Raw genomic sequence first — 25,774 nt, 5'->3', positions numbered from 1 at the left:
CTTTTTAGTCCCTAAAAAATCTTTCCTCTTTCGTTTAGATTTCTTCATTTAACAATTGATAAAGTGCTGGAAATTGACGTTGAATGGAAATGATTTTTCCAGCTTCATTTAAAAAGCAATGGGAACTTTCTCCAGTAGCACGCACTACTTGATCTTGCGTTCCTACAACTTGATAAGAAAAAGTCAATTTTGCCTTTGAGCATTCTCGAACAACTACTCGAATGGCTACCTCCTCATTAAAACGCGTCATTGCTTTGTACTGACAACTGACATTCAGAACTGGACTTCCTAATTTCTCACGTTCTAAAAAATCACTTCCATACCCAATTTGCTCCAGTAAATCAAAGCGCGCCTCTTCAAACCAACGAATGTAATTTGAATGATGGATAATGCCCATTTGGTCCGTTTCATAAAAAAATGTTTTTCTTGTATAAGGTTTTAATTCCATCCTTATCCCTCACTTTTCTGAGTTGCTAAAATCCCATAAAGCGCTTCTAATGATTTTATTTCATAAGTAGGCTTACAATCCGTTTCATTTGGCAGAGAAAATGGATTAAACCAACAAGTATCCAGACCTGCCAATTCACCACCCTTAATATCAGAACTTAATGAATCCCCAATAATGATGCTTTTTTCGAGTGAAAAACCGGGAATTCGCTTAAATACATAGTCAAAATACTCCGGCATCGGCTTTTGAAAACCCGTTGCTTCTGATACAAAAATATCTTTAAAGAAGGGATGCAACCCTGAATCTTTTAAGCGCTTATCTTGAGTCGTAGAGACACCATTTGTTACAATATATAACTCATAGTCATCTTTTAAATTTGTAATCAATTCAAATGCTCCAGCAACTAATTGATGCCCCTCTTCTAAAAATTTCCGATAATGCTTTTCCATTAATGGGCCATCTACCACTTTCCCATATTCTTTAAACAGCAATGAAAAACGACTATTTACAAGCTCATCACGACTCATTTCACCTGCTTCAAATAAGCGCCACATGCCTTGATTCATCTCTTTATAATGTGCTTCAATTTCCTTTGTCAATTCAAAGCCTTGTTCTTCAAAAAGTAAACGCAATGCTAAATCCTCTGCTGCACCAAAATCAAGTAACGTATCGTCTACATCAAATAACACTGTTTGATAAGCTTTCATTCACTTATTCCCCCTAAAAATTTAATCCCAATACCCTTCATGAACGGCTGCTGCTGCTTTTTCGACTGCTGGAAAGGGTCCAAGAACCTGAATGTCCTTTTGTCCATGAGCTAAAATCGTACTGCTTGGCAAATCAAAGGTTGGATTTTGTTCATCATCACCTGTCAATTCCAACAAACGCTTTTCAGTCATGCCAAACACAATTCGACCAATATTGCCCCAATAAATCGTTCCCGTACACATCGCACAGGGCTCGGCTGTTGTATAAAGTGTGCAATCCCATAAAAATTCTTTAGAGTACTTCTGTGAAGCACGCGCTGCTAAAGTAGTTTCTGCATGACCCGTACAAATATTTTCTGTGATTTCAATATTTTCTTGTTCCAAGAGTATGGTACCCTCTTTATCAATTAATAACGCACCAAAAGGTGTATTGCCATGTTCCCTTGCCAATTTTGAAAGTTCAACGCAACGCATTAAGTACTCTTCATGTGTTTGAAAGCCCATTTATTTTTCCTCCTAAATCAAAATCATTTCTTCTATTTTACCTTATTTAGGAATCAAATACTTCTTTTAAACGCTATTTTTAACAAATTCATCAAAAAAGCCAACTCGAAAAGTTGACTTTTTATCCTTATTAGCCTAAATCTTGTCCTGTCATTAAAATATAACCAACTAGGAAAATATTTAATGCAGTAATTAAGATTGTCGCTAGCCAAGCAATTACTTTCACCCATGTTGGGTTGACAAAACTGCCCATTTTCTTTTTATCACTTGTAAACAACACTAACGGTACAACTGCAAAAGGCAATTGCAGACTAAGAATAACTTGACTCCACAACAACAATTCCCCAGTTCCCTTTGCACCCATCAACCAGGTAACAATAAAGACAGGTACTACAGCAATTAGACGAGTAATCACACGTCTTACCCAAGGCTCTACACGCATATGAATAAAACCTTCCATGACGATTTGACCACTTAATGTTCCTGTGATGGTTGAATTTTGGCCTGAAGCAAGTAAGGCGATTGCAAATAAAGTACTCGCTGCTGCGACGCCAAACGTTGGACTTAATAATTGATACGCATCTTGAATTTCATTAATCGTATTTGTTGTTCCATGAAAAGCTGCAGCTCCTAATATTAGAATCAACGAATTGATAATGAAGGCACCTGTTAAAGATAAAAAGGAATCAATTTTAGCAAATTTAACCGCTTCTTTTCTACCAACTAAGTTACGTTCATACTGTCTTGTTTGGATAATTGAAGAGTGCAGATACAAATTATGCGGCATCACCGTCGCCCCTAAAATACCTAACGCAATAAACAACATTTTTGGATTGGTAACAATTTGCGTACTTGGAATATATCCTTTTAACAACTCTGACATTTCAGGTTTTGACAAGATCACTTCAAATAAAAATACCACAAAAATCGTAATCATCAAGACAACGACAATCGATTCAATAATACGAAATCCTTTTTTTTGTAGCAACAATAAAACCAGTACATCTAACGTCGTAATGGCGACACCTACAATTAATGGCAAACCAAATAATAAATTCAAGGCAATGGCTGAACCAATAACCTCCGCAATATCTGTTGCAATAATGGCTAACTCCGTTAAAATCCATAAAGGAATGGCTACTTTTTTTCCAACCGAATTTCGCGTTGCTTGTGCCAAATCCATATCTGTTGCAATCCCTAAACGAGCGGACATTTCTTGTAACAACATGGCAATTAAATTAGAGATTAAAATTACACTCAAAAGAGTATAACCAAATTGCGCACCCCCAGCAATGGATGTCGCCCAATTTCCTGGATCAACATAGCCGACAGCAACAAGAGCTCCTGGGCCCATAAATGCAAATAGCTTTCTGAAAAAACCTGCATTTTTAGGGATTTTAATCGTACTATTTACTTCTTCTAAACTAATATTATGTGATTTTCGAATCCAACCACTGGATTCATGTTTCTCTCTATTAGACATATTTAATCCTCCTGTCCCCTCATGTTTTCTTAATTCTAGTTTAGTATGAACCTATTTTATTTATTTGTCAATTTATTTTTTCGGCTTACCTAAAAAATAAAACCAATAAAAAAACTGGCCTATTAAAAGACCAGTTACGGAATGTTTCCATCAACGATATACAATTGCGTAATATATAACATAAACCCAACCAAAAACACCATGAATCATCGCCCATAAAATAGATTGCCACTTCACATAAGAAATAACAATGGCTAAAGCTGTTCCAAAAGAAATACCCGTTTTCACTGTTGCTTTAACACCGTTCTTCATTTTCTACTCACTCCCATTTTTTATTGAATCCAACCAGCTAAAATACTAGTAATAAAGACTGACGTAATCGTTACCGTAGAAAAACCTGCAATAATCATTTTCGGTAAAATTTGAGCTTCAATTGCAAGTCTCTCTTCTTCCGTTTCCGCAATACTTTTCGCTGCCTCTTGACTTAAAATCATTGTTCCAGGAAAACCATAAAGTGACGTTAACCCTACCGCAATCGACATTAACAAACTATACCCTAACAACTTTCCGGTCACGATTGCAAATAAAATACTGCCACTTACCCCAACTAAGAAGGATAATGAAATCGGTACAATCAAGTCAATTAAATCCTGAGGTTCAATCGTTGCTAATGGACCAAAAATAATGATTAAAATGGCTAACATCATCAACCCATATGCATCAATTCCAGTTAATATATTAGGTTTTAAAATGCCCAAGGCTCGCAATGTAACCCCCAATAATAAAGCTACAATAAAAGTATTTAGGAACCCTCCAGTCAAATTGTTAACCAACGTGGAAATCAAAACAATAACCCCTACTACAAACAATGTTCCTGCAGTTGTTTGGAAAGCTTCCGGTAACTTGCTTTTTTGTTCAGTCTCCTTAGCTTCTACCTTCACCGCTTTTAAGGTTCCTGCCCGATACTCCCCTTGCAATCTTTTTGCTTCTTTCCTTAAAATAATGGACGTCAGCGGAAACCCAATCAACCCTTGCAAAGCAGAAATTAAAACCGGTAAAACCGCTACAGACAACAAGCCTAATGCTAAAGCAGCTTCTTGAACAATAATAATTGAAATCGTTCCACCACTAACTGCACCGATTGCTGCAATGGCATAGTTGCGACTTTCAAACAAAGGGCCCACTAGTAACAAGGCAACTGCAATTCCAATAATTGCCGAAACACCAACTACCACTGTCTTCCATTGCTGTTTCAATTCTTCAATACTAATCATCGTTCCAATATGGACGATGATAAATCCGACTACCGTTGTTCCTAAAGCTAGTAAAGAAGAGTTTGGCAAAATATCTTTGGGTAGAAGATTAGATTTAAATCCAATCAGAAAAATAATAGATGCTACCAGTAAAGAAGAGAGCAACGACTTCGTTTTCTTTGAAACAAAATCACTAATGGTCCAAATAAGCATTACAATCGTAAAAGCCAACACTGCATTCATAACAAATCACTCCTTTTTTATTTATCCTAATGGCTGATATGTGAACTCTAACCCATGAACTTCTGAAACATTATAGGCAATTACAAAGGCTTTACTATCGACCTCATTAATCAACTTTAATAGTCCAGGATATTCTTGATTCTCCATCACAATCATCAACATATTTTTTTCGGTTCCCGTATACCCGCCAGAGACGGAAAAGACTGTAATTCCACGATTACTATTTGCTTGTAAAACCAATTTTATAGCTTCGATGTGGGTTTCACTCATAATCATAATCGCTTTTCTTCTCTTCAAACCAGTTTCAATGTAACTCATGACAATCGACGTAATTACAATTGATAAAATGGCATATAAGAATTCTTCCACACCAAACACAAAAATATTGAATAGTACGATAATAGCATCTGTAAACAGTAACCCCACCGAAGTATTTAAGCCAAAGTACTTTTTAAAAATCAAAGGAGGAATCGTTGTCCCACCACTTGACGCTCCAATTTTATAAAGTATGGCAACGCCAACTGCAAATAATGCGCTTCCAAATATAACAGAGAGCAAACGATCTTGCGTAACCATTACTTCCGGTACGACAGCTAAGGAAAGGGGCAACAACATACTCCCTATTACCGTACGAATAAAAACAGTATTTCCTAAAAAAAAGAAGGTTAAAATTAACATTACTACATTTAATACTAAAACGACCAGTGCTCGATCAATACCGAATGCCTGCTCAGCTAAAATTCCAATTCCACTAACACCACCAGCAGCTATATGATGAGGTGCTAAAAACATATTAATGCTCACACCTAAAATCGCAATTGCTAGTGTAACAATAGGAATCTGCTTCATCGTATTTTTCATATTATTCGCCTCTTTCTTAAGGAAAGCTACTCTACTTCTTTCACTAATTGAACCGCTAATTCGACTGCTTTTTCTAATTCATCAATTGGCAAATACTCATCCAATGTATGAATTTTTTCATAACCGATAGATAAATTGGCAACTTCTTTGCCTTTACTATTAAAGACATTGGCATCACTTCCGCCACCACTAACATCATAATTGACTTGACAGCCTATTTTTTGAAGTGCTTTAGCAGCTAACTTGACTGTAGTATGTTCTGGTGTTAAGCGATAGCCTGTTGATTTTGTATCCTGAGTAATTGTAACCGAACCTCCCATTGCGGCTGCAGTATCTTCAAAGGCCGCCACCATCGCTTCCACTTGTGTAACACACGCCTCGTGAGAAATTGAACGCGCTTCAGCAGTAATTTTTACTTCATCCGCAACAATATTACTCGCAACACCCCCATTAATTGTCCCAATATTTGCAGTTGTTTCTTCATCTAAGCGACCTAATTTCATTTTAGCAATCGCAATACCTGCGATTTCAATAGCAGAAACACCTTTTTCAGGCTCTAATCCTGCATGGGCCGTTTTACCTTTAATTTCAACATCTAAGCCCATTAAGGTTGGACTGGCAACCGTAATACTTCCAACCGGTCCTCCGTTATCTAAAACAAACCCAATTTCTGACTCCAAAAGAGTGCAATCAAACGCATTTGCTCCAACAAGACCTATTTCTTCACCAGGAGATAAAATAAATTCTAGTCCACCATGAGGAATAGCTTCCTCTTTTATTCGTTGAATTAACTCCAACATTACTGCAATTCCCGCTTTATCATCTGCTGCTAAAATAGTTTCACCTTTTGAATAGAGGACATTGTCTTTAATGATAGGTTCAATGCCAACCCCTGGACTAACGGTATCCACATGGCAAGAAAATAATAGCGATGTGCCATCATGCTTCGTTTTTGCTAATCGACAAAGTAAATTATTCGCTCCTAATCCAGTTTGTTCCTTTGTTTGATCTTCATAAACCTCTAAGCCTAAACGTTCAAATTTTCCTTTTAAAAAAGCTTGAAAAGGTCCTTCCTTTTTAGATTCTGAATCCATTTTTACCAATTCAATAAAGGTTTCCACAACACGCTTTTTCTCCATTTTACTTCCCCTCCACTCTAAATCCCTCTCCTAGATAAAAATACAGATTTCGTTATTTTTTCACATATAACCCTATAAATTTCAATAGAAGAAAAGATTATTATTTGTTATTTATTATAATTTTAATCGTTTTTTAATCTGTTGGCAAATTTAACCACTTAAAAAAAAACGACTGATAATGGAACTTATCAGTCGTTTTTCACACGTTTTAATTGTATCAATCTTAAAGAAAGAATCCCACCAATGATAAAAGCAAAGCCACCTGCTAATCGAATAATCATAGAAGCTGAATCTATTCCTATCAAAGCTCCAAGACCATTCCAAAAAAAGGGCGTAACTAACTGGCTTAACGTCATTGAAACTGAAATCAAAGCAGTTGACAGCGTCAGCAACGAGCGAGGGGAGATTTGATTCACTTTTAAAATAATATACGGGCCTGTAAACGAATAAATAAAATTGAAAAAAATAGCCCAAAAAGCAATCATAATACCAGACTTAGACAGACTGATAAATAAAATACTCATACCCGCTAGCAAATACCCCAGAGGCAATAATTTATGTCGAAAAAGAACAAAAGCTCTTCCAAATAGAAGACCTGCAACTAAACCGCCTACATTCATTAAACTTAATACTAAACTTGCAGGATTATTTTTATTCAATCCTCTTTCTGCAAATATAAGCGGCATTTTCAACTGGACAATCCAAATAATTAAAAATGTAAAAAAACAGAGCACAATCAAGAATAGAATCTCTTTATTTAATTTAATGGATGTTTTACTAGATTCTGTTTTAATTAAAAATCCATCCTGAGATACTGGCGGTTCCGGAATATTGAACGTTACAAATAGATAAACTGGAATAATCAATAGATAGACTAAAAAGGAGACGTTCCAGCCATGTTTTAATAACATACCACTTAAAAAAATCAACAAAGCGTTCCCTAGTGCCATTGTCCCTAATTGGTAACCAAGTAAATTGGCACGCTCATCCCCTTCAAAAAACATACTAATAAGACTAATGGCTAACGGTGTGAACAAACCGATACCCACACCAAATACCAAACGCATAATTAATAGCGCCGTAAAATTAGTTATAAAAAAAGGAGTAACTCCGCCTACAAGAGCAATCATTAAACCTAGCTGAACCGTCTGTTTATTCCCAATTTTCTTTGCAACAAAACTACTTAATAAAGTGAAAATTAAAATTGTTAGGCTTGGAAGTGTGACTAAACTTTCAATCAAAGACTGCGGTACATTGGGGTAACTAGACTTTAAAACGGGTAAAATTCCAGTGATTGCTGTTGCTGAACCGGTTAGTAGAGACATACTTAATAGCGATAGCTTAAAAATCGGTTTATTTTTTTTCATCACTCAACTCCAGTAATTCTTCTACTATTTTTAAAACCCCCTCCTCTTCATTAGAAGGTGCACTATAGTTAGCCGCATGTTTAACTGCTTGACTGCCATTAGCCATTGCATAACTAAAGGCTGCTTTGCGTAACATTTCAACGTCGTTGCCTCCGTCACCAAAAGTGGCCAGCTCCTCATCTAAAATCCCCCATTTTTTTTGCAGAATTTCCAAACCATTTGCCTTATGAAAACCTGGTATAATTAAGTCTAATTCGCCATGACCACTTGAAACAGCTACGAATTTACCTTGGAACTCTTTATTTAAATGCATCACTAATTTCTCAGTTTCTTCTTTGGGTACAGATAAAGCAAACTTAAAAAAAACATCCTCTTCTAACTGAGTTAAATCCGTGACTGTCTTTAAACGATGATAGAATTTTTTGCTAGTTTGTTTAAAGTCCTCAGACTCCTTTTCATCCACATAGGCACTCTTGCGACCGCATAAAAGCACTTGAATTTGTGGGGATTTGCTTAAAAATGCGAGCATTTCATGAACGAGTGGCTCTTCAAACTTTCCACAAAATAATTCTTCTTTTTCACTAATGACTAGCGCTCCATTTTCAGCCACAAAAGAAATTTCATCACTTATTTCTGGGAAAAAAGATTTTAATTGATAATATTGATTGCCACTAGCTACTACAAATTTAATTTCTTTACGCTTCATTTCCCGATAAATTCTTTTAAATCGTGAACGGTTATACTCCTTATTTTCATTTAAAAAAGTACCGTCCATATCTACAGCAACCATTTTAATCATCCTATAATAACTCCTTTTTAGCTTTTTTTGACTCTAACCAATACTCTTCCTGTAAATTTTCCCAATACACTTTATCGTTTTCATCAATTGCTCTTATAACACGACAAGGATTTCCAGCTGCTACTACATTTTTAGGAATGTCTTTTGTTACTACTGATCCAGATCCTATTACAACATTATCCCCAATTGTTACACCTGGATTGACCGTTGAATTTCCTCCAATCCAAACATTGTCTCCAATTTTAATCTGTTTGCCCAGTTCCAAACCTGAAATTCTCACTATAGGATCAATAGGATGACTAGCTGTAAAAAGAGCTACTTTTGGACCAAACATCACATTATTTCCAATTGAAACCTTCGCTACATCCAAAATAACACAATCAAAATTGGCATAAAAATGATCTCCAATTGATATATGCTGACCATAGTCGCAATGAAATGGTGGTTCAATGTGATACTTTTCTCCTACTTCACCTAAAAGCTCTTTTAACAAAACCTTTCGATAATCAGATTGTTCTTCCGTCGTACCATTAAAAAGTCTAGTCAGTCGACGAGATTTTTTCACATCTTGACCAAGTTCTTCATCATTGGCTATATATAAATCTTCTGCTAGCATTTTTTCTTTTTCCGTTCTCATTTTTCCAACTCCTACCTTTTGTTTTTATTCTGCTGACTCTATTAATTCAATTCCTTGTATAATCAAACCCTTTAAATAGTCTTGACTAAACGTGACCGAACTGGCAATTTCAGGCAACTCAATATATGGGAAAACTTCGGCTAAATTTTCTTTAATAGGGATCAACTCTTCTTGAGAAACAATACGCTCATTTGTATAAATAATAATTTTATCAGGGTCATACATGCTGATAATAGTTTGAATTACTTCTTGACTATTTTTATTAAATTCTATTTTATCGAGCAATCCCATTTCCCAGTCAACAGATAACGGCAAATGTTTGATCTCACCTGCAAGTCCATTGCGTCCTTTAAAAATCTTCCCATTTATTAAAATACTCGCACCTGGCGGAAAATCATCAGGATAGTAAATGCCTACTAAAATTTCATGCTTGACTGGCAACCAGTCAGCATAACCTCGAACTGCAGTATTGATATCGTTTTCAATTCCAACTGGCAAATGAAAAACTTCTTGTAATTCTTTTCGTACATTCAAATTCAGCAATGGTGGAAAGTCCAAGATTTTTAACTCTCCATGAATTTCAACTCCTGGTATTCCTAACATTATTCCACCAATTTTAGGAAATTTATCTAGAAAAGAACTCACATATTCTTTAAATCCAGCCCAAGACAATGAACTCCCACTAATTTCTTCTTCTGATACTATTTCTCCAAATAAATCGGTTACATGAAATAAAAAAACAAATTTGTGATTTTTTTCAATTAATTGAATAGCTAATAATAATTTAAATTCAGCATTATACTCATAAGAAACTGCACGTCTACCACCCGTTGTTACTAATTTTTTTGCTTCTTTGATTTCGTCTCTTTCAAGTAACCAAGTAACTAACTTATTAATCGTCACAATACTCAGGCCACTTTGTTTTGCTATTTCACGTTGCGATAAGGGACCATTTTCTTTGATTACAGTTTTTAAAAACATGAGATTATTTTCTTTTACATTTTGTGGTTTACTAGCTTTCACCTAATGCCCTCCTTTTATCTCAAAACTTTATTAACTACATTTAAAATGTTAACACAACAAAATAGCATAATCAACAAAACTTTATAAACATAGTTTAAAAATCACCTTTTTATTAAAAAAAATCTATCGACAGAGAATTCTCTATCAATAGATTTTTTAATTTAACTATTTTCTTTAATCACTTCATCAGAAGCAGCTAATCCATCATAAACAGTTTGAGTAAATGGATTGCGTTTGTATTTGGTAATACGGTAAACATGATAAACTAATACCGCAATATTCACTGCTAATGCAATTCCACTAACCGTCATCAAGGCTCCATCCGAATGGGTGGATTGAACAGCAAATTTTGAACTTGTGACAAATTCAGGGAAGCTCATAGTAAACATCATCCAAAAAGCTAATGTATGAGCACGATGTTGCAACCAAGCTCCTTTTTTGATAAAGAAGGCTGGAATCGTACAAGAAATCAATAACGCCGCTCCTGCATAAAATGAATGATCCCCAACACAATTATAAACATAAGCAAAATTCCAAACATCATATGCAATAATCCAAAACCATAATTGATCTGGCCAAATCATATCTTTTTGTTTGTCTTTGCTGATAATAATTCCAAACCAACCTGAAATCGTTACAATATTGATAATTCCAGCGATCCCATTCATAATGTTCCAAGGTCCACCGTTCATAAACACGCCATCTACCATACCATGCAAACTGGCTACTTGAAAATCACGAATAACCGCTTCACAAATATTAAAAGCTAAAATAAAAGCAGGGAAAGCTAGCGCCCATTTGTTGCTTTGCAAACTCTTAATATGGCGTAAAGCTAGAAATCCTAAGCAACCAGCCAGTGCTGAATAAACTTTCACCCAGTGGAACCACGTTCCGGTACTTGAACCTGGTCCAGCCGTTGTTGGCCAAACAAATACCGTTAAAATAATCGGCAATGCAATAAATAAAATAAGAGCTACATACTTGTTGCTACGTGCAAATTCATTCAAAATCATAAGACCTGCAACAACTGCAATCCACATTAAAAAATCAACCAATGTGACATCTTGAAATAAAAACATTTTCCTCCAACTCCTTCATAAAAGTAACTTAACTACACTCCTATTATGCAGGGATGAAGGCGGTTTAATCTATAGGCAATGTCAGTGATTTGCCCAAATTTACACTGTTTGATTCTTTTTTACACATTTTAAAATGGCGCCATTCATCATTGTTTCTGTCCGCAGTAAAATGTCTTCTTTCGGTTCATTTAAATTATTTTTTAACCATTGTGTAATTTGTGCTACAAGTGCCCAACCATAAAAATGAATAATTTCTTGTTTTAACGATTCAGGCAATGTTGGTTTGATTTCATCAATCACTCCAACTAACATTTGCGAAGCCACAGTAAATAAAAAATTTTCCAATAACTCTCTTCCCATCGAGCGAGAAGTATTTAAACAAAAACTTTTATTCGCTAAAACGTAATCTAATAACCGCTCATAGCCTTTATGCCAGTTATTAAGGTGCTGGTATTCAGATAATCCGTTTACAATTTCATGATCGTAAATCCATTCAACAAGTTGATAAATATCTGAAAAATGATAATAAAAGGTATTTCGTGTAACATGAGCTTCTTCTGTTAACTCTTGAATTGTAATCTTATCTAGCGGCTTGTTTAACATAATCTCTTTAAGGGAAGTTGCTAAAAGTTTTTTTGTTTGGTCTTTTGCCAAGAAAAACACCACCTTTTTTTATAAACGAATCAACCTTATTTAGTTTAATTTCATAGAAGAAAATTATTAAATCTTTTTTCTATATTGATGCTGAGACAATACTTCACTAAAACCGTTTGCCAGTAAACTTTGCGTTGTGGCTTCATCTGCTACTAAATTGCTTCCAATCCATCTCTTGGGAGCATAGTTTATTTGGAATGAACCTAAAACGCTTTTTATTTGCGTATAAGCCTCATCCAGTTTTATTTGGTGAAACACTAAACAATCTTCTTTAAAACTCACAACAGCGTACCCCACCAAGTCTTTAGCAGCATAAATTCCTAAACAATCATATCCATGAATGGTTTTATTTTGCCATAGGGTGGCTTTATCTTCTGTTATTCCAATTGCCTCTAACGTTTCAACTTTTTGTATCTCGTGATGTGTTTTTAGAGGATATTTTTTTTGACTTTCTAACATTAAAACTTTACATATAGGTACAAAACCGAATTTTTGATAAATGAAAATAGCACGATTATTTCCATCGATAGCTTCAAGATACAACGTATCGGTGTTTCTACTTTTAGCTGTAAGTTCAAATTCATGTAACATCTGAACAGAAAGGTGTTGATTTCGAAATTTTGAATCAACCGCCATTCCACCTAACCACGCTGTCTTTTCACCTGAAAAAACACCTTCCCCATGAAGATAAATCCCTGCTGGTTGCTGATCTATATAAAGAATTTTGCTTAATTTCTGAGAAATCGATAAACTAGACAAACGATTATCTAACTGCTCTTTTGTCATATGAATTGGAAACATGTAATCTGAAAAACCATTATTCCAAACTTGAGTTCGTTCACTTGCGGAAACGTCCTTGTATTGTCTAAACAAAATGTCACCTCTTCCTTATTGTTTACTTTTATCATACTCGATTCATGATAGAAAACATAGACTTTAATCATGACATTCTATTAAGCAGCTTTGCTTTTTCTAAAGTTCGTGATGAGAAAAAATTGTCATGTTGCTTGCTTAGACACTTTATTATTGAAAAAAAACTTTCAACCTCTCTCAACTTGCTCACTCTCCTGTTGTTTTCCTTTATAATTAGAATTAAAGAATAAAGATTCAATTGAAGTCAAATGAAAATGGAGGAACACTTATGGACATAAAAGCAATTGTTTTAGATATTGATGGCACACTTTTAAATGATGAAAAGCAACTAACCCCGAGAACGAAAGACTCTTTAATTGATGCTCAAAAACAAGGGATTAAAATCGTACTTGCTTCTGGCAGACCCACACCTGGCATGTGGAAATACGCAGCAGAATTGCAATTAGAACGCTACAATGGGATGTTAGTTTCCTATAACGGTGCTTATGTTGTTGAGGTTGCTACAAAAAAAGAATTATTCAGTCAACCTCTTTCAATTGAAATGAGCCAGCAGATTTTAGAACATTTAAAACAGTTTGATGTCCTTCCAATGATCGCCAAAGAAGAGTACATGTATGTTAATAATGTTTATAACGGGCTATTAGATTTAGGAACTCCACTAGGTACTTTTAATATCATTGAATACGAAGCAAAGGGGGGAGAATTTCAGTTGTGTGAAATAAAAGATTTAGCTGCTTTTGTTGATTTTCCACTGCATAAAATTCTAGTCGCTGCTCAACCAGACTATTTAAATATGCATTGGCAAAAAATTCTAGCTCCTTTTAAGAATAAGGTCCATGGTGTCTTTTCTGCCCCTATGTACTTTGAATTTACAGATCAAGGAATTGATAAAGCTCAAGCATTAGCTAAAACGTTAACTCCTTTAGGCGTGAAACCTGAACATATTATTTCATTTGGTGATGGTCACAATGATTTATCTTTAATTAACTACGCAGGTATCGGGATTGCCATGGGGAATGCTGTAGCTGAATTAAAAAAGAATGCAGACCAAATCACCTTATCTAACAATGAAGACGGAATTGCAAAAGCTTTATCTGGATTACTTTAAAAGGACAAGATGAGAGTCTATCTCTCATCTTTTTTACGCTTAAAAATAAAAACTAGTTTATACTAGAGTTACACAGTCTAAGAAAGGTGGCATCCATTCATGAATTTACTTTTAAAACTGAAAACATTAACTCCTGTTACAACTAGTGAACGTATCCTTGTTCAATTTATTTTAGACGCTCCTGAAAAGGTGATTTACCTATCACCAAAAGAATTAGCTGAAGCCTCATTTGTTTCTATTTCTACCATTTATCGTTTAATTACTAAACTAAAACTTGACGGATTAAATGACCTAAAACTAGAACTCGTTAAATACTTAAATGTCCATAGGTCAGAACCGATTATTGACATTAATTACCCCATTTCGTCAGAAGATACTAATTTTTCCATCATGAAAAATTTACAACTAGTTTATGAACAAACCGTTCAATCAACCATTGATACTAACGAGTTTGAAAACCTAAGTGTAAATCGTACACTTTTACAAGAAGCAGAAACAATTGATATTTATGCAACTTCAGCAAATATTTATTTTGCCGAAAATTTCAAATTTCAAATGCAAGAAATCGGAAAAACAGTCAATGTACCACAAGATAACTACACTCAACATTTAACTGCTGCCAATAGCACTACTAATCATTTAGCCATTATTGTCTCCTTTGAAGGTCGTGGTGGGAATATTCCTGAATTATTTGCTATTTTGAAACAAAATAAGTGTAAAATCTTGCTCATTACATCAAAAAATAGTCCTTTGCTGAAGGAAGCAGTTGACAGTACGTTTCTTTTTTCTTCTCTTGAAAATCACTACCATAAAATTTCATCCTTTTCTACAAGAATGTCCTTAATGTATCTTTTTGATATGCTTTATCTTAGCTATTTCAACATAGATTATGAAAAAAATAGTGCGTATAAACTAGCAAATTATCAAAAAATGAATCCTCGTTTAATTTAATAAATTAAGTGTTCTTATTTTTTGACAAAAAAGCTCCTTCATGAGATGCTTTGTGCGTAATCAACTTTACAAAAAAAGAATGGGGGATTTTTATGTCAAGTATGGTCTTTGTTAACTTTCCAGTATCCGATGTGAAGCGCTATACTGAATTTTATGAGAAGTTAGGCTTCACCAAGAACGAGGCTTTTTCGAATGAAACAAGCAGTTCAATGGTTTGGGACGATCATTTTTGGATTATGTTACTAAGTCATGATTTTTATCGTCAATTTATTAATGGGAAAGAAATTGCAGATGCTAAAACTAGTAGTGGTACACTTGTTGCCTTTAGTCTAGAAAGTGCCGATGCGGTTAAAAAGTTCGCTGAAACAGCAAAAGAAAATGGTGGAAACTACTACAAAGTTGAGATGGGAATTCCTGAAGATCAAATGTTTGGGCTTGAAGTGCAAGATCCAGATGGCAACATGCTAGAGCCAACCTGGATGTCTATATAAATAAAAACGCCCCAAAAAGAACAGTTCTTTTTGGGGCGTTTCTTGTATTTAATTGTAGCAAAATTTTCAATCCACTCTTAATTATTTTCTAACTTTTCACCATTTGTTGCAATAACTTGTTTGTACCAATTAAAGGACTTCTTACGACTTCGATTTAAGGTTCCTTGGCCATGATCATCTAAGTCAACATAGATAAAGCCATAACGTTTTTTCATTTCACCAGTACCTGCAGATACCAGATCAATACAACCCCAAGGCGTGTAGCCGATTAAATCGACCCCGTCTAACTCAATCGCATCCTTCATAGCTGCAACGTGTTTTTTAAAATAATCAATTCTATAATCGTCCACAATTGAACCATCGCTTTCGACCGTATCGACTGCACCAAAACCGTTCTCAACGACAAATAGTGGGATATTGTAGCGATCGTATAAGTTACTTAATGAAATTCTTAAACCTAATGGATCAACTCCCCAACCCCAATCAGATTCTTCTAAATAAGGATTTTTCACTGCTGGCATTTGATTTCCACCTACAAATTTCACCTTATCAGGATTGGCAGAAGATACGGTTGACATATAATAACTAAAACCAATGTAATCCACCGTTCCTTCTTTTATCAGTTCATCGTCTCCTGCTTCTTTTTTAATCACTACCCCTTCGCGCTCAAATTGTTTTAACTTATGCGCTGGGTAATACCCCTTCACTTGAACATCAATATAGAACTCTTGCTCACGATTAAACTGAACGGATTCCATCACGTCTTCTGGTCGACAAGACATTGGGTAGCTTGGAATATAAGCAACCATCATCCCAATTTGAAAATCGGGGTTTATTTGATGCCCTAACTGAACTGCCTTCGCACTAGCAACAAACAAATGATGGGCAGCTTGATACTTTCCTTGAAGACTGCTATCATGAATCCCAATTTGCGTCCAACTTCTTAAAAAATTAATTTCATTAAAAGTCATCCAGTACTTCACTTTATCTTTATAACGCTTAAATATCGTTTCACAGAAAAATAAAAAGTAATCAATCACTTTACGATTTGACCACCCATCAAGCTCATCTGCTAAGTACATAGGGATATCAAAATGATTAATCGTAACAACCGGTTCGATATTGTATTTTAACAACTCATCAAATACTGCATCGTAAAAAGCTAATCCTTCTTCATTGACTTCATCTGTTCCTTTAGGACAAATCCGTGACCAGTTAATTGAAAGACGGAAACATTTAAAGCCCATTTCAGCAAATAAAGCAATGTCTTCCTTATAATGATGATAAAAATCTGTAGCAACATGACTTGGATAATACTGTTCTGGATCAATATAACCAACTGCTCCTGCTGGTAAAGACTTTTCTCTCGTAACAGATTCAATCTTGCCCTCTTTTGTTTTGTAAGTAATTTTTCTGGGTGTCGTATGACTACCACCTGTAATCGCATCTAGGGTACTTGGTTCTTTTCCCCCAGATAAATACCCACCTTCATATTGATTGGCCGCTGTAGCTCCGCCCCAAAGAAAATTTTTAGGAAATCCCATTGTTCAATCGCTCCTTTTAAATTTATTTTTTGCTCTTTTATTTAAGCGTGTATGTCAATAATTGACTCACCAACATACACGCTCACTTGTTCCATTTAAATTAACGCGGTAATCAAATCATCATTTAAATTAATTTCTTTTTGCTGTGGTTCTAAAATATCCAAATAATCGTCACTATTCGTAATAATAACTGGAATTTCTGTACTGAATCCAGCTGCTTCAATTGCTTCTTTATCAAAGGTCACCAATGTTTGACCACGTGCCACTTTGTCTCCTTGTTTTACAAATGCTTCAAAATACTTTCCTTCTAATTGAACCGTATCAAGTCCGATATGAATCAATAACTCCATTCCATTATCGGAAATTAGACCAATGGCATGCTTTGTTGGAAAAACCGTCATGACAGTCCCATCAAATGGGGCTACTACTTTTCCATTTTCAGGTGAAATCACTACTCCTTTACCTAATGCACCTGATGAAAAAGCATCATCTTTTGAGGTACTTAGTGACGCAACCGTTCCTTTCACAGGAGATGTGATAATGTCTTTATTCATTGCTTTTGGAATGTCAATTTCTACTTCTTCTTCTACCACATCATCTTTCCAAAAGAAGAACGTTAATGTGAAGGCCACTGCAACGGCAATAACAACACCAATTGCCCCATTTACAACACCACTAGCGTCTTCCCCGTTGATAAAGTTTAAAATACCAAAAATTCCCAAACCACCCATTGTATAGGAAGTAACTTGATTTAACATTAAATACAAACCACCTGCTGCAGCTCCTACCATTGAGAAAATAAATGGTTTTTTCTTTGGTAACGTGATGCCATAAATCGCCGGTTCCGTTACACCAAAGATGCCTGAAATAATTGCTGGTGGACATAGGGCTTTTATTTTTTTATCTTTTAATTTAAAGAACATCGCTGCGACAACTGCTGTTTGAGCAAAGCTTGCTGCAAATGAAGCTGTTAACACTTGACTAAACCCTTCTTGCGTAATTTGCATAATAGCCAAAGGCACAACGCTCCAGTGTAAACCAAAGATAACCAAGACTTGCCAGAAAAATCCAAGAATAAGACCATATAATGCAGGTGAAAAAGACATTAATCCTTGGAATCCGCTACTTAGTAAATCAGTTAAGATACTGATAATTGGACCAATTACTAAAAATCCAATTGGTAAAGCAATTAATAAGACAAAAAATGGCACTAAAAATGTTTGAACTACTTCAGGAATAATTTTTTTAAACAACTTTTGAATTTGAGCAGCAAATGCAATAATAAAGATTACTGGCACGACGCTACTTGTATAGCTACCGCCTACCCAAGGAATCCCTAAAAATGTATCATAAGCGGGTAATCCTAATAAGCTATAAGGAGCTGCAGCACCAGCGCCAGCAGTACTTTCAAAAACTGCTTGTAATGCACTTCCTTGCACGGCTGGATAACACAATGCTGCTCCAATCACAATTCCCACCATTGGATGTAGTTTAAATTTCTTAGCTGAAGTGTAACCTAAAATAACAGGCATAAAATAAAAGATCGCATCTCCAATACCATTTAACATCGTATAGGTTCCGGATGTGTTTGAATATAGCTTTAAGAAAACCAATAAAGCATTAAATCCTTTTACCATCCCAGCTGCTGCTAAAGCGCCTAAAAAAGGTTGAAAACAGCCACTTAAAATATCGATTAAACGATTAAAAATACTTCCGCCAGATGATTCTTCTTCAGTATCACCAGACAAACCTGCAATACTCACAACCTCTTCATAGACAGCAGGAACGTGATTGCCAATGACTACTTGGTATTGTCCACCACTCTTCATAACGGTTACAACGCCATCCATATTTTTTAGAATGTCATCATTTGCATTCCTCTCATCCTTCAACTTAAAACGCAATCTCGTAATACAATGTGTTAAGCTATTAATGTTTTCTTTTCCGCCTACATTTGCTACAATTTTTTCTGCTAATTCATGATATTTTCCCATTTTTGTTTCCTCCAATAATTAATAAAATAGTTTAATTGAAGGTTTAGCCAACTGAATGTCACTATCCAAATGTTTCATGTCTCTGTCAATTCCTGCTTACCTTACCTGCTAGCTTTCTGACCCCCCTTTTTAAAATTTTATATTATGACTAACCATTCTTTTCAACAATTCTTGCAATATGAATGGTTAGGTATAAACGTTCATCAGTGGATGTTTCATAATGATAATTAACTGCTAAAAATTCAGCAATTTTATCGACACATTGATAGGCATTCCAATACTTTTTTCGTACAATTTCTAACAAATCCTCATCAGTCTCATTTTTATAAGGTTTATTAGACTGCATTCTCGAAATAAAAAATCGTAAATGTGTAGTAAATCGATAAAAATAGACTGAATCTTCATCAATGGTGATTTTAAAGTAATACGTAATGATATTCATAATGTCCTGAATAATTTTGGTTAAATCGTACATATTGTTCATTTCAGAATTTCCAGTTTGAGCATTAACTAAATGCAACGCAATAAAGCCTGCTTCGTCTTCTGGAAGATCAATGTCGTAATGTTCTTTTATTTTTTCAATCATTTTCATGCCAATTTTAAATTCCTTAGGATAGAAACGTTTAATGTCCCAGAGTAATGCATTGCGAACTTGCAGTCCATTTTTCTTTCGTTCCATAGAGGTAAAAACATGATCTGTTAAGGAGATATAAATAGAATCATTCAGTTCCGCATCTAATATTTCTTTACTGTAATCAATGATTTGATCAACTATTGCTAAATACTCAATAGGCAATTCTAAGAGCAGCTCTTGAAACTTTTGTGACAATTCATCGCTACTTAATCGATAAACTTTGTCAATCTTATCCTTCTCAATTTTCTGCCCAATTTTTTTGCAGTAAGCTAATCCTCGTCCCATAATAATAATTTCATTTCCATAGCGATCTTTTGTGATCACAACATTATTATTTAGAATTTTTTCTATTAGCATTTCTTTCACACCCCGCCTTTCATGAAAAAAACCTAATACACCTTCATAGTCAAAGAAGTTTGCACTCCTTACTATAAACGTTGTATTAGGTTTAGCTTGCCGAAACAATCACTATCCATATGTTGTATGTAAATCCTATTTATATCATATACATTAACATTGTAAGCGCTTAATGTCAATCCCTTCCAAAAAAATAACTTCTTATAAATGAAATTCTATTTTTCATTTTCTCTGATTATATTACAACAAAAAATAAAAAAAAGTACCAACGAATCGTTAGAAACGTTGATACTACTAGTATACCGGCGGCCGGGGTCGAACCGGCACGCCCTTGCGGGCACAGGATTTTGAGTTTCAGCCAGAGACCCGATTTGACATTCTTACATAAAATTAAATAAGACTTAAGTCATCCATAACCAATTAGAATTGATTACAACTTAGTCTTTCAGGAAACTATTTGGTGATATATAGAAACTAATAGCAAGAACTCATTCGCACTATCTCGTTCAAAATATCTCTACTTGTATTGATTACTAACAAAGTATAGCATTTATTCAAACGCTTGTCTAGTGAAATTAGGCTAGATGGTTGAATATTTTGATTAGATGCTTACCTCTCTCATATCTTATCTGCTCAGTTTGATTAGATGATTTATTCCAGGCATAAACGAATGACTTAAATCTCATTTCACTCTAGCTAGAATACATCAGCATACAAAAAAGATTCTTGTAGTTAAATTCTTTTGCAGAACTCTTTTATCTTTTTATCCTAGACAGAGGTCCTATCTATAATTAAAAACAGTTAACCTTTCCATTTTAAACTCTATATAAGGTTAGCTAAAATCATAAAATAATAACCACAACTTATCCAAAAGAACAGCCAAACAGCTAACAGAATCAATTTTATAATAAAGGTTACAATCATATCTTTTCCAAATTTCATAGATATCCAATTTGAGCTAAACATTGAAAAAACCATTCCTCCAATTAATGGGACTATAAATATATTGAACTTATTGTCGAATAGATATACTCACCGATCACTTGATTTTAAATCTCACTCAACCAAACTGACACAAACTCATTTTATTGTAACTTGTACATAATTTTCCAGTTAATTGTTCACTGTCATTTTAGTTTTAGAGCAAAGGTCTAATGAATCAGATAAATCAACTTAAATTTCCAATTATTTTGCTTCTTTATCTTGGGGTACTCAGAAGTTGTTTTCACCACCCTATATGTAGATTTTTACCTTAGATGAAATCGTCTAACTTTGATACTAAAAGCCCCTACCTTCTTTGAACTTTAGAAGCTCTTTTGAGGAGTATATAAAGAAATATTTTAGGATAAAGGTACTTTACAAAAAGTTAGACTGCGGAAATAATGATTTCAGGTCATTAGAACCGAATAAACCAAATACAAAGGAGAACAACTTTTATGAAAAATTTAACACTAACTAAACAGGATTTAATCGAATTAGGATACGGACATTGCACAGCCGAAAGCATCATTAAGAAAGCCAAAGCATTACTAGTAGCTGATGGATTCGATTTTTACGACAACAAACGATTAGGTGGTGTACCTGTAAAAACAATTGATACCATGCTTGGAATCGACTTAACATCAGAACTCAAAGAAATTAGTACATTAAAATCAAAAGGAGCGTGTTAATAATGTCAGTCACAAAAGAAAAAGGTAAAGACACATGGAAACTAGATATCTCTAAGGGGTACAATGCTGTTACTGGTAAGCGAAACCGATTCATTAAAAGGAATATAAAGACCCGTAAGGAGGCTTTAGAATTAGAAAGTTATTACAGAATGACGAAATATGGTGACTACTCTACTATTAAGGGAGCTTCACTCGACATCTTATACGAGATAATGAAAGATGAAGACAAGAAAAAACAACGCAAAGAGAGCTATATTTCATCGCAAAACTGCAGTTATAATAAACACTTTTCAACGTACTTCAAAGACGCAACCATTGGCCTTTTAACCTACAAGGATATGGACGCATTCAGAGAAACATTGTTAGATAAAGATTTAACTAACAACACTGTCAATAAACAAATGATCTTAATGAAAAAACTATTAGACATTGCCGTTAAGGAAGGTTTTCTTAATGAAACCCCCTGTTCTCAGATTAAAAGACTGCCCGTACCTAAGCATAAGATGAACTACTGGACTGTAAAAGAGTTCCAACAATTTTTAACCTTACTAGAACCAGATGATAGCTCATACAAATTAATTTTCAAGGTACTTTTTTCAACTGGGATGCGTATTGGTGAATTGCTGGGGTTAACGTGGGACGACATCGACTTTAACAGAAAAGAAATTGACGTAAATAAAACACTTATACATCTTCCAGGGAGAACCATACTCAACGAACCAAAAACAGATGCCAGTAAACGTAAAATAACAATTCAAAGTAACTTAGTTGATGAATTACAATCATGGAAAGAGACACAAACCGCTAGGTTATACCGATTTACTGATGATGTAGAACAATTACAAGTCTTTCAGTTTGCCCCTAGTATCATCACTCGATACATGGTAACTAACAAGTACAACGCCATTCTAGAACGAACAACCGAGCTAAAACGGATTCGGATTCATGACTTTAGGCACTCACATGTTGCTTTATTAATTGAGAATGGAGAAAAGGAATTCCCAATCAAGCAAAGACTCGGTCACGCCTCTATTCAAACGACTTACGACACATATGGACATCTTTACCCAAGTAAGCAGAAAAGCATGTCAGACAAGCTAAATGACTTATTCTAAAAAGAAAGAGCTTGAACGTAATAATAACGTTTAAGCTCTTTCTTCATCTATAATGACGGTTACTAATATTTCAAAATAAGATACAGTTAAACTAAATTCATTTATTATGAAGAAAGTATTATGTAGTCAAAACTTAAAAGAACTTTATATGGTATAATGTATGTAGCAAAATAACTCTAAACAAGTTATTTACTATGCTAAAAACAAATTTTATTTCTATTTAACCATGATTCAGAAAGGAAAATAAATGACACTTTTTATTATATTATTATTAATAATAACCTTGTATTTTTTATATCAACAGCTTTTAAGACAATCAATCCAACCTTCTGGTTGGATTGGCAGTATGATGATGAAATTATGGAATAATGTTTATCTACCCATGGCTATATGGAGTCTATCTTTTCTGAAAGAACAAAGTTTTGATAATATTTTGGATATAGGCGTAGGAAATGGTGCAACGACGAAGTATATTAGTAACACTTTTATCTCTGATTTTATAATTGGGATAGATATCTCGGATAAAGCTATTGAGCAAGCCAAGTTCCGGAATTCGAATTATAATATAGCCTATGAAAAAAAAGATATCAATAAAACTCAATATCCTTCAAACCACTTTGATTTAGTCTGTGCATTCCAAAATCACTTTCATTGGACTGATCTTCGTGGAAGTTTTTTAGAAATAAGAAGAATACTTTCTAGTGACGGTATTTTTATTATTGGTTGTGAGTATGCTAAAATAAAATACTTTTTATATCATCTAAAAGAACAAAGTTCTTTTGAAAAATATCTTAGTGATTTAGGATTAGAACTAATGCAAATGGAACAGCAAAAAGACTGGATATTTTATAAAATTAGAAAAATATAGTTAAAAGAAAAGTTCAAACAAGTTGAATGGGTTATTCAAATGAAAGGAGTTTCAGCTTTATCATTATGTTGAAACTCCTCTCTTTTGCTTTTGATGTCTATTCATTAACTCAACGTAAGCCACTCATTCCCTAGCGAAGTGAGTGGCTTACGTTGATATTTTAAGGCATTTAATAAACTTAATTTAATTACTATCAGATTTTTTCAGCTTAATAGAAATATAATACATCAAAACAGAAAATACACCTGTCCCACTAATAAGAATTTTCCAGTTATTGTAAAAAAATGACAGTAAAAGCAAAACAATTATAGCTGATACATAAATATACAATGCCATATTCAATTTTTTAATGCTCATGTATTTATCTCCCTTCATAAAGGTATTAACTAATTACTTAATCATAGCAATACTTCCTATATTAGTCAATTTATGCTATATGGGAGACATTTATGGCTCAAATTAGAGACTCTCCTAAAAATAACCAAGACAAAAAGAAGAGCACCAACGTTAATGAAAACGTTGATGCTCTAAGTATACCGGCGGCCGGGGTCGAACCGGCACGCCCTTGCGGGCACAGGATTTTGAGTCCAGCGCGTCTGCCAATTCCGCCACGCCGGCATAATTAACAAAAAGCTAGTATTTTTAAACAATGATAAAGGCGGTAACCGGATTTGAACCGGTGATGAAGGTTTTGCAGACCTCTGCCTTACCACTTGGCTATACCGCCACCATTTAAAAATATTAATAAAAAACTGGGCTAGCTGGATTCGAACCAACGCATAACAGAGTCAAAGTCTGTTGCCTTACCGCTTGGCGATAGCCCAATAATACAAAGGCGACTGATGGGGATCGAACCCACGCATGGCGGAACCACAATCCGCTGTGTTAACCACTTCACCACAATCGCCATCATAAAAATAGAAAATAATAAAATAAAAATACCTTAAAGGCGACTGATGGGGATCGAACCCACGCGTGGCGGAACCACAATCCGCTGTGTTAACCACTTCACCACAATCGCCATAACAATAAAAAATGGCAGGGGTAGCAGGAATTGAACCCACACTAATGGTTTTGGAGACCACTGTTCTACCTTTAAACTATACCCCTGTATTAAATTAAAAAACATAAAAAATGGTGGAGGGGGGCAGATTCGAACTGCCGAACCCAAAGGAGCGGATTTACAGTCCGCCGCGTTTAGCCACTTCGCTACCCCTCCAAAAATGGTGGCGCGGGACAGAATCGAACTGCCGACACATGGAGCTTCAATCCATTGCTCTACCAACTGAGCTACCGAGCCATATAGGGAAAAACATTAAATTATTAAAGCGGTCTGGACGGGACTCGAACCCGCGACCTCCTGCGTGACAGGCAGGCATTCTAACCAGCTGAACTACCAGACCAAAATAGGCTTTATTTATTACGTCACATTTATTTTTCTATAATTGTGTCAATCAGTATGATTGAAAATTTTAAAAAAAATGGAGGTTAACGGGATCGAACCGCTGACCCTCTGCTTGTAAGGCAGATGCTCTCCCAGCTGAGCTAAACCTCCAGATAAAACTATGACCCGTACGGGAATCGAACCCGTGATACCGCCGTGAAAGGGCGGTGTCTTAACCGCTTGACCAACGGGCCTATTTATTTTGATACGGAGAGTAAGGGATTCGAACCCTTGAGACAGTTTTCACCGCCTACACGATTTCCAATCGTGCTCCTTCGGCCAGCTCGGACAACTCTCCAGATTCATTTAAATCTCAATACAACTCAATAACACCATAGAAAACTATGTAACTCCGCAAGTAGGACTCGAACCTACGACATCATGATTAACAGTCATGCGCTACTACCAACTGAGCTATTGCGGAATAACTAAAAGCGTGGCAACGTCCTACCCTCACAAGGGGAAACCCCTAACTACTATCGGCGCTGAGAAGCTTAACTTCTGTGTTCGGCATGGGAACAGGTGTAT

Annotated in this window: 24 protein-coding genes, 13 tRNA genes and 1 other annotated feature; of the genes, 6 read left to right on the top strand and 31 right to left on the bottom strand. The window is 35.1% G+C overall.

Features of this window, described 5'->3' with window-relative positions; genetic code table 11:
- Nucleotides 1-34 precede the first annotated feature (34 nt).
- The 15 genes from CDIMF43_RS06270 to CDIMF43_RS06205 all read right to left on the bottom strand — a co-directional run bounded on the left by CDIMF43_RS06270 (nt 35) and on the right by CDIMF43_RS06205 (nt 13,070).
- The gene (locus CDIMF43_RS06270) at nt 35-448 is read right to left on the bottom strand and encodes an acyl-CoA thioesterase (RefSeq protein ID WP_109841505.1); all 414 of its coding nucleotides are present in this window, start codon (nt 446-448) and stop codon (nt 35-37) included.
- Nucleotides 449-450: 2 nt separating this feature from the next.
- On the bottom strand, nt 451-1,155 hold the full coding sequence (locus CDIMF43_RS06265; RefSeq protein WP_109841504.1) for a YjjG family noncanonical pyrimidine nucleotidase: 705 nt from the start codon (nt 1,153-1,155) through the stop codon (nt 451-453).
- A gap of 21 nt (nt 1,156-1,176) precedes the next feature.
- On the bottom strand, nt 1,177-1,659 hold the full coding sequence (locus CDIMF43_RS06260; RefSeq protein WP_109841503.1) for a nucleoside deaminase: 483 nt from the start codon (nt 1,657-1,659) through the stop codon (nt 1,177-1,179).
- Nucleotides 1,660-1,789: 130 nt separating this feature from the next.
- Complete coding sequence (locus CDIMF43_RS06255) at nt 1,790-3,142, bottom strand: Nramp family divalent metal transporter (RefSeq protein WP_074403070.1); 1,353 nt, start codon at nt 3,140-3,142, stop codon at nt 1,790-1,792.
- Nucleotides 3,143-3,292: 150 nt separating this feature from the next.
- Nucleotides 3,293-3,454 (bottom strand): hypothetical protein, encoded by a 162-nt coding sequence (locus tag CDIMF43_RS13725; RefSeq protein ID WP_167554795.1) that lies wholly within the window; start codon nt 3,452-3,454, stop codon nt 3,293-3,295.
- A gap of 20 nt (nt 3,455-3,474) precedes the next feature.
- Nucleotides 3,475-4,638 carry a hypothetical protein gene (locus tag CDIMF43_RS06250; protein ID WP_074403071.1) on the bottom strand — a complete coding sequence of 388 codons (1,164 nt, stop codon included), beginning with the start codon at nt 4,636-4,638 and terminating at the stop codon, nt 3,475-3,477.
- 21 nt (nt 4,639-4,659) lie between these two features.
- Nucleotides 4,660-5,499 (bottom strand): YitT family protein, encoded by an 840-nt coding sequence (locus CDIMF43_RS06245; RefSeq protein ID WP_109841502.1) that lies wholly within the window; start codon nt 5,497-5,499, stop codon nt 4,660-4,662.
- Nucleotides 5,500-5,525: 26 nt separating this feature from the next.
- Entirely contained in the window at nt 5,526-6,638 is a 1,113-nt protein-coding gene (locus CDIMF43_RS06240) for a M20/M25/M40 family metallo-hydrolase (RefSeq protein ID WP_074403073.1), read from the bottom strand.
- 188 nt (nt 6,639-6,826) lie between these two features.
- Nucleotides 6,827-8,005, bottom strand: coding sequence for an MFS transporter (locus CDIMF43_RS06235; protein WP_109841501.1), 1,179 nt, complete (start codon nt 8,003-8,005; stop codon nt 6,827-6,829).
- The gene (locus CDIMF43_RS06230; protein ID WP_109841500.1) at nt 7,992-8,804 is read right to left on the bottom strand and encodes a Cof-type HAD-IIB family hydrolase; all 813 of its coding nucleotides are present in this window, start codon (nt 8,802-8,804) and stop codon (nt 7,992-7,994) included. Before CDIMF43_RS06230 ends, CDIMF43_RS06235 begins: the two co-directional genes overlap by 14 nt.
- 1 nt (nt 8,805) lies before the next feature.
- A complete protein-coding gene (locus CDIMF43_RS06225) occupies nt 8,806-9,441 on the bottom strand; it encodes a sugar O-acetyltransferase (RefSeq protein WP_109841499.1) in 636 nt (211 codons plus the stop codon).
- Nucleotides 9,442-9,465: 24 nt separating this feature from the next.
- Complete coding sequence (locus CDIMF43_RS06220) at nt 9,466-10,464, bottom strand: ROK family protein (RefSeq protein ID WP_074403077.1); 999 nt, start codon at nt 10,462-10,464, stop codon at nt 9,466-9,468.
- A 161-nt stretch (nt 10,465-10,625) separates the two neighbouring features.
- Complete coding sequence (locus tag CDIMF43_RS06215) at nt 10,626-11,543, bottom strand: DUF5692 family protein (protein ID WP_074403078.1); 918 nt, start codon at nt 11,541-11,543, stop codon at nt 10,626-10,628.
- A gap of 99 nt (nt 11,544-11,642) precedes the next feature.
- On the bottom strand, nt 11,643-12,197 hold the full coding sequence (locus CDIMF43_RS06210; protein WP_082985790.1) for a TetR/AcrR family transcriptional regulator: 555 nt from the start codon (nt 12,195-12,197) through the stop codon (nt 11,643-11,645).
- 66 nt (nt 12,198-12,263) lie between these two features.
- Nucleotides 12,264-13,070 (bottom strand): GNAT family N-acetyltransferase, encoded by an 807-nt coding sequence (locus tag CDIMF43_RS06205; protein ID WP_109841498.1) that lies wholly within the window; start codon nt 13,068-13,070, stop codon nt 12,264-12,266.
- 268 nt (nt 13,071-13,338) lie between these two features.
- Here CDIMF43_RS06205 and CDIMF43_RS06200 point away from each other — a divergent pair, with 268 nt between their 5' ends.
- From CDIMF43_RS06200 to CDIMF43_RS06190, 3 genes are all read left to right on the top strand, one after another.
- Complete coding sequence (locus CDIMF43_RS06200) at nt 13,339-14,178, top strand: Cof-type HAD-IIB family hydrolase (RefSeq protein WP_109841497.1); 840 nt, start codon at nt 13,339-13,341, stop codon at nt 14,176-14,178.
- A 99-nt stretch (nt 14,179-14,277) separates the two neighbouring features.
- On the top strand, nt 14,278-15,129 hold the full coding sequence (locus CDIMF43_RS06195; protein ID WP_109841496.1) for a MurR/RpiR family transcriptional regulator: 852 nt from the start codon (nt 14,278-14,280) through the stop codon (nt 15,127-15,129).
- A gap of 92 nt (nt 15,130-15,221) precedes the next feature.
- Nucleotides 15,222-15,620 (top strand): VOC family protein, encoded by a 399-nt coding sequence (locus CDIMF43_RS06190; protein ID WP_109841495.1) that lies wholly within the window; start codon nt 15,222-15,224, stop codon nt 15,618-15,620.
- A 77-nt stretch (nt 15,621-15,697) separates the two neighbouring features.
- On the opposite strand, the gene CDIMF43_RS06185 is transcribed toward CDIMF43_RS06190, so the two are convergent.
- From CDIMF43_RS06185 to licT, 3 genes are all read right to left on the bottom strand, one after another.
- The gene (locus CDIMF43_RS06185) at nt 15,698-17,164 is read right to left on the bottom strand and encodes a glycoside hydrolase family 1 protein (RefSeq protein ID WP_109841494.1); all 1,467 of its coding nucleotides are present in this window, start codon (nt 17,162-17,164) and stop codon (nt 15,698-15,700) included.
- Between the two features lie 95 nt (nt 17,165-17,259).
- Nucleotides 17,260-19,158 carry a beta-glucoside-specific PTS transporter subunit IIABC gene (locus tag CDIMF43_RS06180; protein ID WP_109841493.1) on the bottom strand — a complete coding sequence of 633 codons (1,899 nt, stop codon included), beginning with the start codon at nt 19,156-19,158 and terminating at the stop codon, nt 17,260-17,262.
- Nucleotides 19,159-19,306: 148 nt separating this feature from the next.
- On the bottom strand, nt 19,307-20,149 hold the full coding sequence (gene licT, locus CDIMF43_RS06175; RefSeq protein ID WP_074403121.1) for a BglG family transcription antiterminator LicT: 843 nt from the start codon (nt 20,147-20,149) through the stop codon (nt 19,307-19,309).
- A 1,436-nt stretch (nt 20,150-21,585) separates the two neighbouring features.
- On the opposite strand from licT, the gene CDIMF43_RS06170 reads away from it, so the two are divergent.
- From CDIMF43_RS06170 to CDIMF43_RS06160, 3 genes are all read left to right on the top strand, one after another.
- The gene (locus CDIMF43_RS06170; protein ID WP_109841492.1) at nt 21,586-21,819 is read left to right on the top strand and encodes a DUF3173 family protein; all 234 of its coding nucleotides are present in this window, start codon (nt 21,586-21,588) and stop codon (nt 21,817-21,819) included.
- 149 nt (nt 21,820-21,968) lie between these two features.
- Entirely contained in the window at nt 21,969-22,934 is a 966-nt protein-coding gene (locus CDIMF43_RS06165; protein ID WP_233218298.1) for a site-specific integrase, read from the top strand.
- A gap of 247 nt (nt 22,935-23,181) precedes the next feature.
- Nucleotides 23,182-23,802 (top strand): class I SAM-dependent methyltransferase, encoded by a 621-nt coding sequence (locus tag CDIMF43_RS06160; protein WP_109841490.1) that lies wholly within the window; start codon nt 23,182-23,184, stop codon nt 23,800-23,802.
- A gap of 534 nt (nt 23,803-24,336) precedes the next feature.
- On the opposite strand, the gene CDIMF43_RS06155 is transcribed toward CDIMF43_RS06160, so the two are convergent.
- The 13 genes from CDIMF43_RS06155 to CDIMF43_RS06095 all read right to left on the bottom strand — a co-directional run bounded on the left by CDIMF43_RS06155 (nt 24,337) and on the right by CDIMF43_RS06095 (nt 25,670).
- Nucleotides 24,337-24,420, bottom strand: a tRNA-Leu gene (locus CDIMF43_RS06155).
- Between the two features lie 38 nt (nt 24,421-24,458).
- A tRNA-Cys gene (locus CDIMF43_RS06150) sits at nt 24,459-24,529 on the bottom strand.
- 25 nt (nt 24,530-24,554) lie between these two features.
- Nucleotides 24,555-24,626: transfer RNA gene (locus CDIMF43_RS06145), tRNA-Gln, on the bottom strand.
- Between the two features lie 10 nt (nt 24,627-24,636).
- A tRNA-His gene (locus CDIMF43_RS06140) sits at nt 24,637-24,709 on the bottom strand.
- A gap of 41 nt (nt 24,710-24,750) precedes the next feature.
- Nucleotides 24,751-24,823: transfer RNA gene (locus CDIMF43_RS06135), tRNA-His, on the bottom strand.
- A 15-nt stretch (nt 24,824-24,838) separates the two neighbouring features.
- A tRNA-Trp gene (locus tag CDIMF43_RS06130) sits at nt 24,839-24,912 on the bottom strand.
- Nucleotides 24,913-24,937: 25 nt separating this feature from the next.
- Nucleotides 24,938-25,021, bottom strand: a tRNA-Tyr gene (locus tag CDIMF43_RS06125).
- A gap of 5 nt (nt 25,022-25,026) precedes the next feature.
- Nucleotides 25,027-25,102: transfer RNA gene (locus CDIMF43_RS06120), tRNA-Phe, on the bottom strand.
- 29 nt (nt 25,103-25,131) lie between these two features.
- Nucleotides 25,132-25,205 (bottom strand) — tRNA-Asp (locus tag CDIMF43_RS06115).
- Between the two features lie 79 nt (nt 25,206-25,284).
- Nucleotides 25,285-25,357 (bottom strand) — tRNA-Val (locus CDIMF43_RS06110).
- Nucleotides 25,358-25,368: 11 nt separating this feature from the next.
- Nucleotides 25,369-25,440: transfer RNA gene (locus CDIMF43_RS06105), tRNA-Glu, on the bottom strand.
- A 14-nt stretch (nt 25,441-25,454) separates the two neighbouring features.
- A tRNA-Ser gene (locus CDIMF43_RS06100) sits at nt 25,455-25,544 on the bottom strand.
- 52 nt (nt 25,545-25,596) lie between these two features.
- Nucleotides 25,597-25,670 (bottom strand) — tRNA-Asn (locus tag CDIMF43_RS06095).
- Between the two features lie 20 nt (nt 25,671-25,690).
- Nucleotides 25,691-25,774: a sequence feature (5S ribosomal RNA rRNA prediction is too short), on the bottom strand.

The sequence above is a fragment of the Carnobacterium divergens genome, from assembly GCF_900258435.1.
Taxonomy (GTDB): Bacteria; Bacillota; Bacilli; order Lactobacillales; family Carnobacteriaceae; genus Carnobacterium; species Carnobacterium divergens_A.
This window is presented reverse-complemented; position numbering and strand designations above follow the sequence as displayed.

Bases quoted from the DNA above. Each gene is read 5' to 3' on its own strand.
- CDIMF43_RS06270 (WP_109841505.1), bottom strand. From the start codon at position 448: ATGGAATTAAAACCTTATACAAGAAAAACATTTTTTTATGAAACGGAC.
- CDIMF43_RS06265 (WP_109841504.1), bottom strand. From the start codon at position 1,155: ATGAAAGCTTATCAAACAGTGTTATTTGATGTAGACGATACGTTACTT.
- CDIMF43_RS06260 (WP_109841503.1), bottom strand. From the start codon at position 1,659: ATGGGCTTTCAAACACATGAAGAGTACTTAATGCGTTGCGTTGAACTT.
- CDIMF43_RS06255 (WP_074403070.1), bottom strand. From the start codon at position 3,142: ATGTCTAATAGAGAGAAACATGAATCCAGTGGTTGGATTCGAAAATCA.
- CDIMF43_RS13725 (WP_167554795.1), bottom strand. From the start codon at position 3,454: ATGAAGAACGGTGTTAAAGCAACAGTGAAAACGGGTATTTCTTTTGGA.
- CDIMF43_RS06250 (WP_074403071.1), bottom strand. From the start codon at position 4,638: ATGAATGCAGTGTTGGCTTTTACGATTGTAATGCTTATTTGGACCATT.
- CDIMF43_RS06245 (WP_109841502.1), bottom strand. From the start codon at position 5,499: ATGAAAAATACGATGAAGCAGATTCCTATTGTTACACTAGCAATTGCG.
- CDIMF43_RS06240 (WP_074403073.1), bottom strand. From the start codon at position 6,638: ATGGAGAAAAAGCGTGTTGTGGAAACCTTTATTGAATTGGTAAAAATG.
- CDIMF43_RS06235 (WP_109841501.1), bottom strand. From the start codon at position 8,005: ATGAAAAAAAATAAACCGATTTTTAAGCTATCGCTATTAAGTATGTCT.
- CDIMF43_RS06230 (WP_109841500.1), bottom strand. From the start codon at position 8,804: ATGATTAAAATGGTTGCTGTAGATATGGACGGTACTTTTTTAAATGAA.
- CDIMF43_RS06225 (WP_109841499.1), bottom strand. From the start codon at position 9,441: ATGAGAACGGAAAAAGAAAAAATGCTAGCAGAAGATTTATATATAGCC.
- CDIMF43_RS06215 (WP_074403078.1), bottom strand. From the start codon at position 11,543: ATGTTTTTATTTCAAGATGTCACATTGGTTGATTTTTTAATGTGGATT.
- CDIMF43_RS06200 (WP_109841497.1), top strand. From the start codon at position 13,339: ATGGACATAAAAGCAATTGTTTTAGATATTGATGGCACACTTTTAAAT.
- CDIMF43_RS06195 (WP_109841496.1), top strand. From the start codon at position 14,278: ATGAATTTACTTTTAAAACTGAAAACATTAACTCCTGTTACAACTAGT.
- CDIMF43_RS06190 (WP_109841495.1), top strand. From the start codon at position 15,222: ATGTCAAGTATGGTCTTTGTTAACTTTCCAGTATCCGATGTGAAGCGC.
- CDIMF43_RS06185 (WP_109841494.1), bottom strand. From the start codon at position 17,164: ATGGGATTTCCTAAAAATTTTCTTTGGGGCGGAGCTACAGCGGCCAAT.
- CDIMF43_RS06180 (WP_109841493.1), bottom strand. From the start codon at position 19,158: ATGGGAAAATATCATGAATTAGCAGAAAAAATTGTAGCAAATGTAGGC.
- licT (WP_074403121.1), bottom strand. From the start codon at position 20,149: ATGCTAATAGAAAAAATTCTAAATAATAATGTTGTGATCACAAAAGAT.
- CDIMF43_RS06170 (WP_109841492.1), top strand. From the start codon at position 21,586: ATGAAAAATTTAACACTAACTAAACAGGATTTAATCGAATTAGGATAC.
- CDIMF43_RS06165 (WP_233218298.1), top strand. From the start codon at position 21,969: ATGACGAAATATGGTGACTACTCTACTATTAAGGGAGCTTCACTCGAC.
- CDIMF43_RS06160 (WP_109841490.1), top strand. From the start codon at position 23,182: ATGACACTTTTTATTATATTATTATTAATAATAACCTTGTATTTTTTA.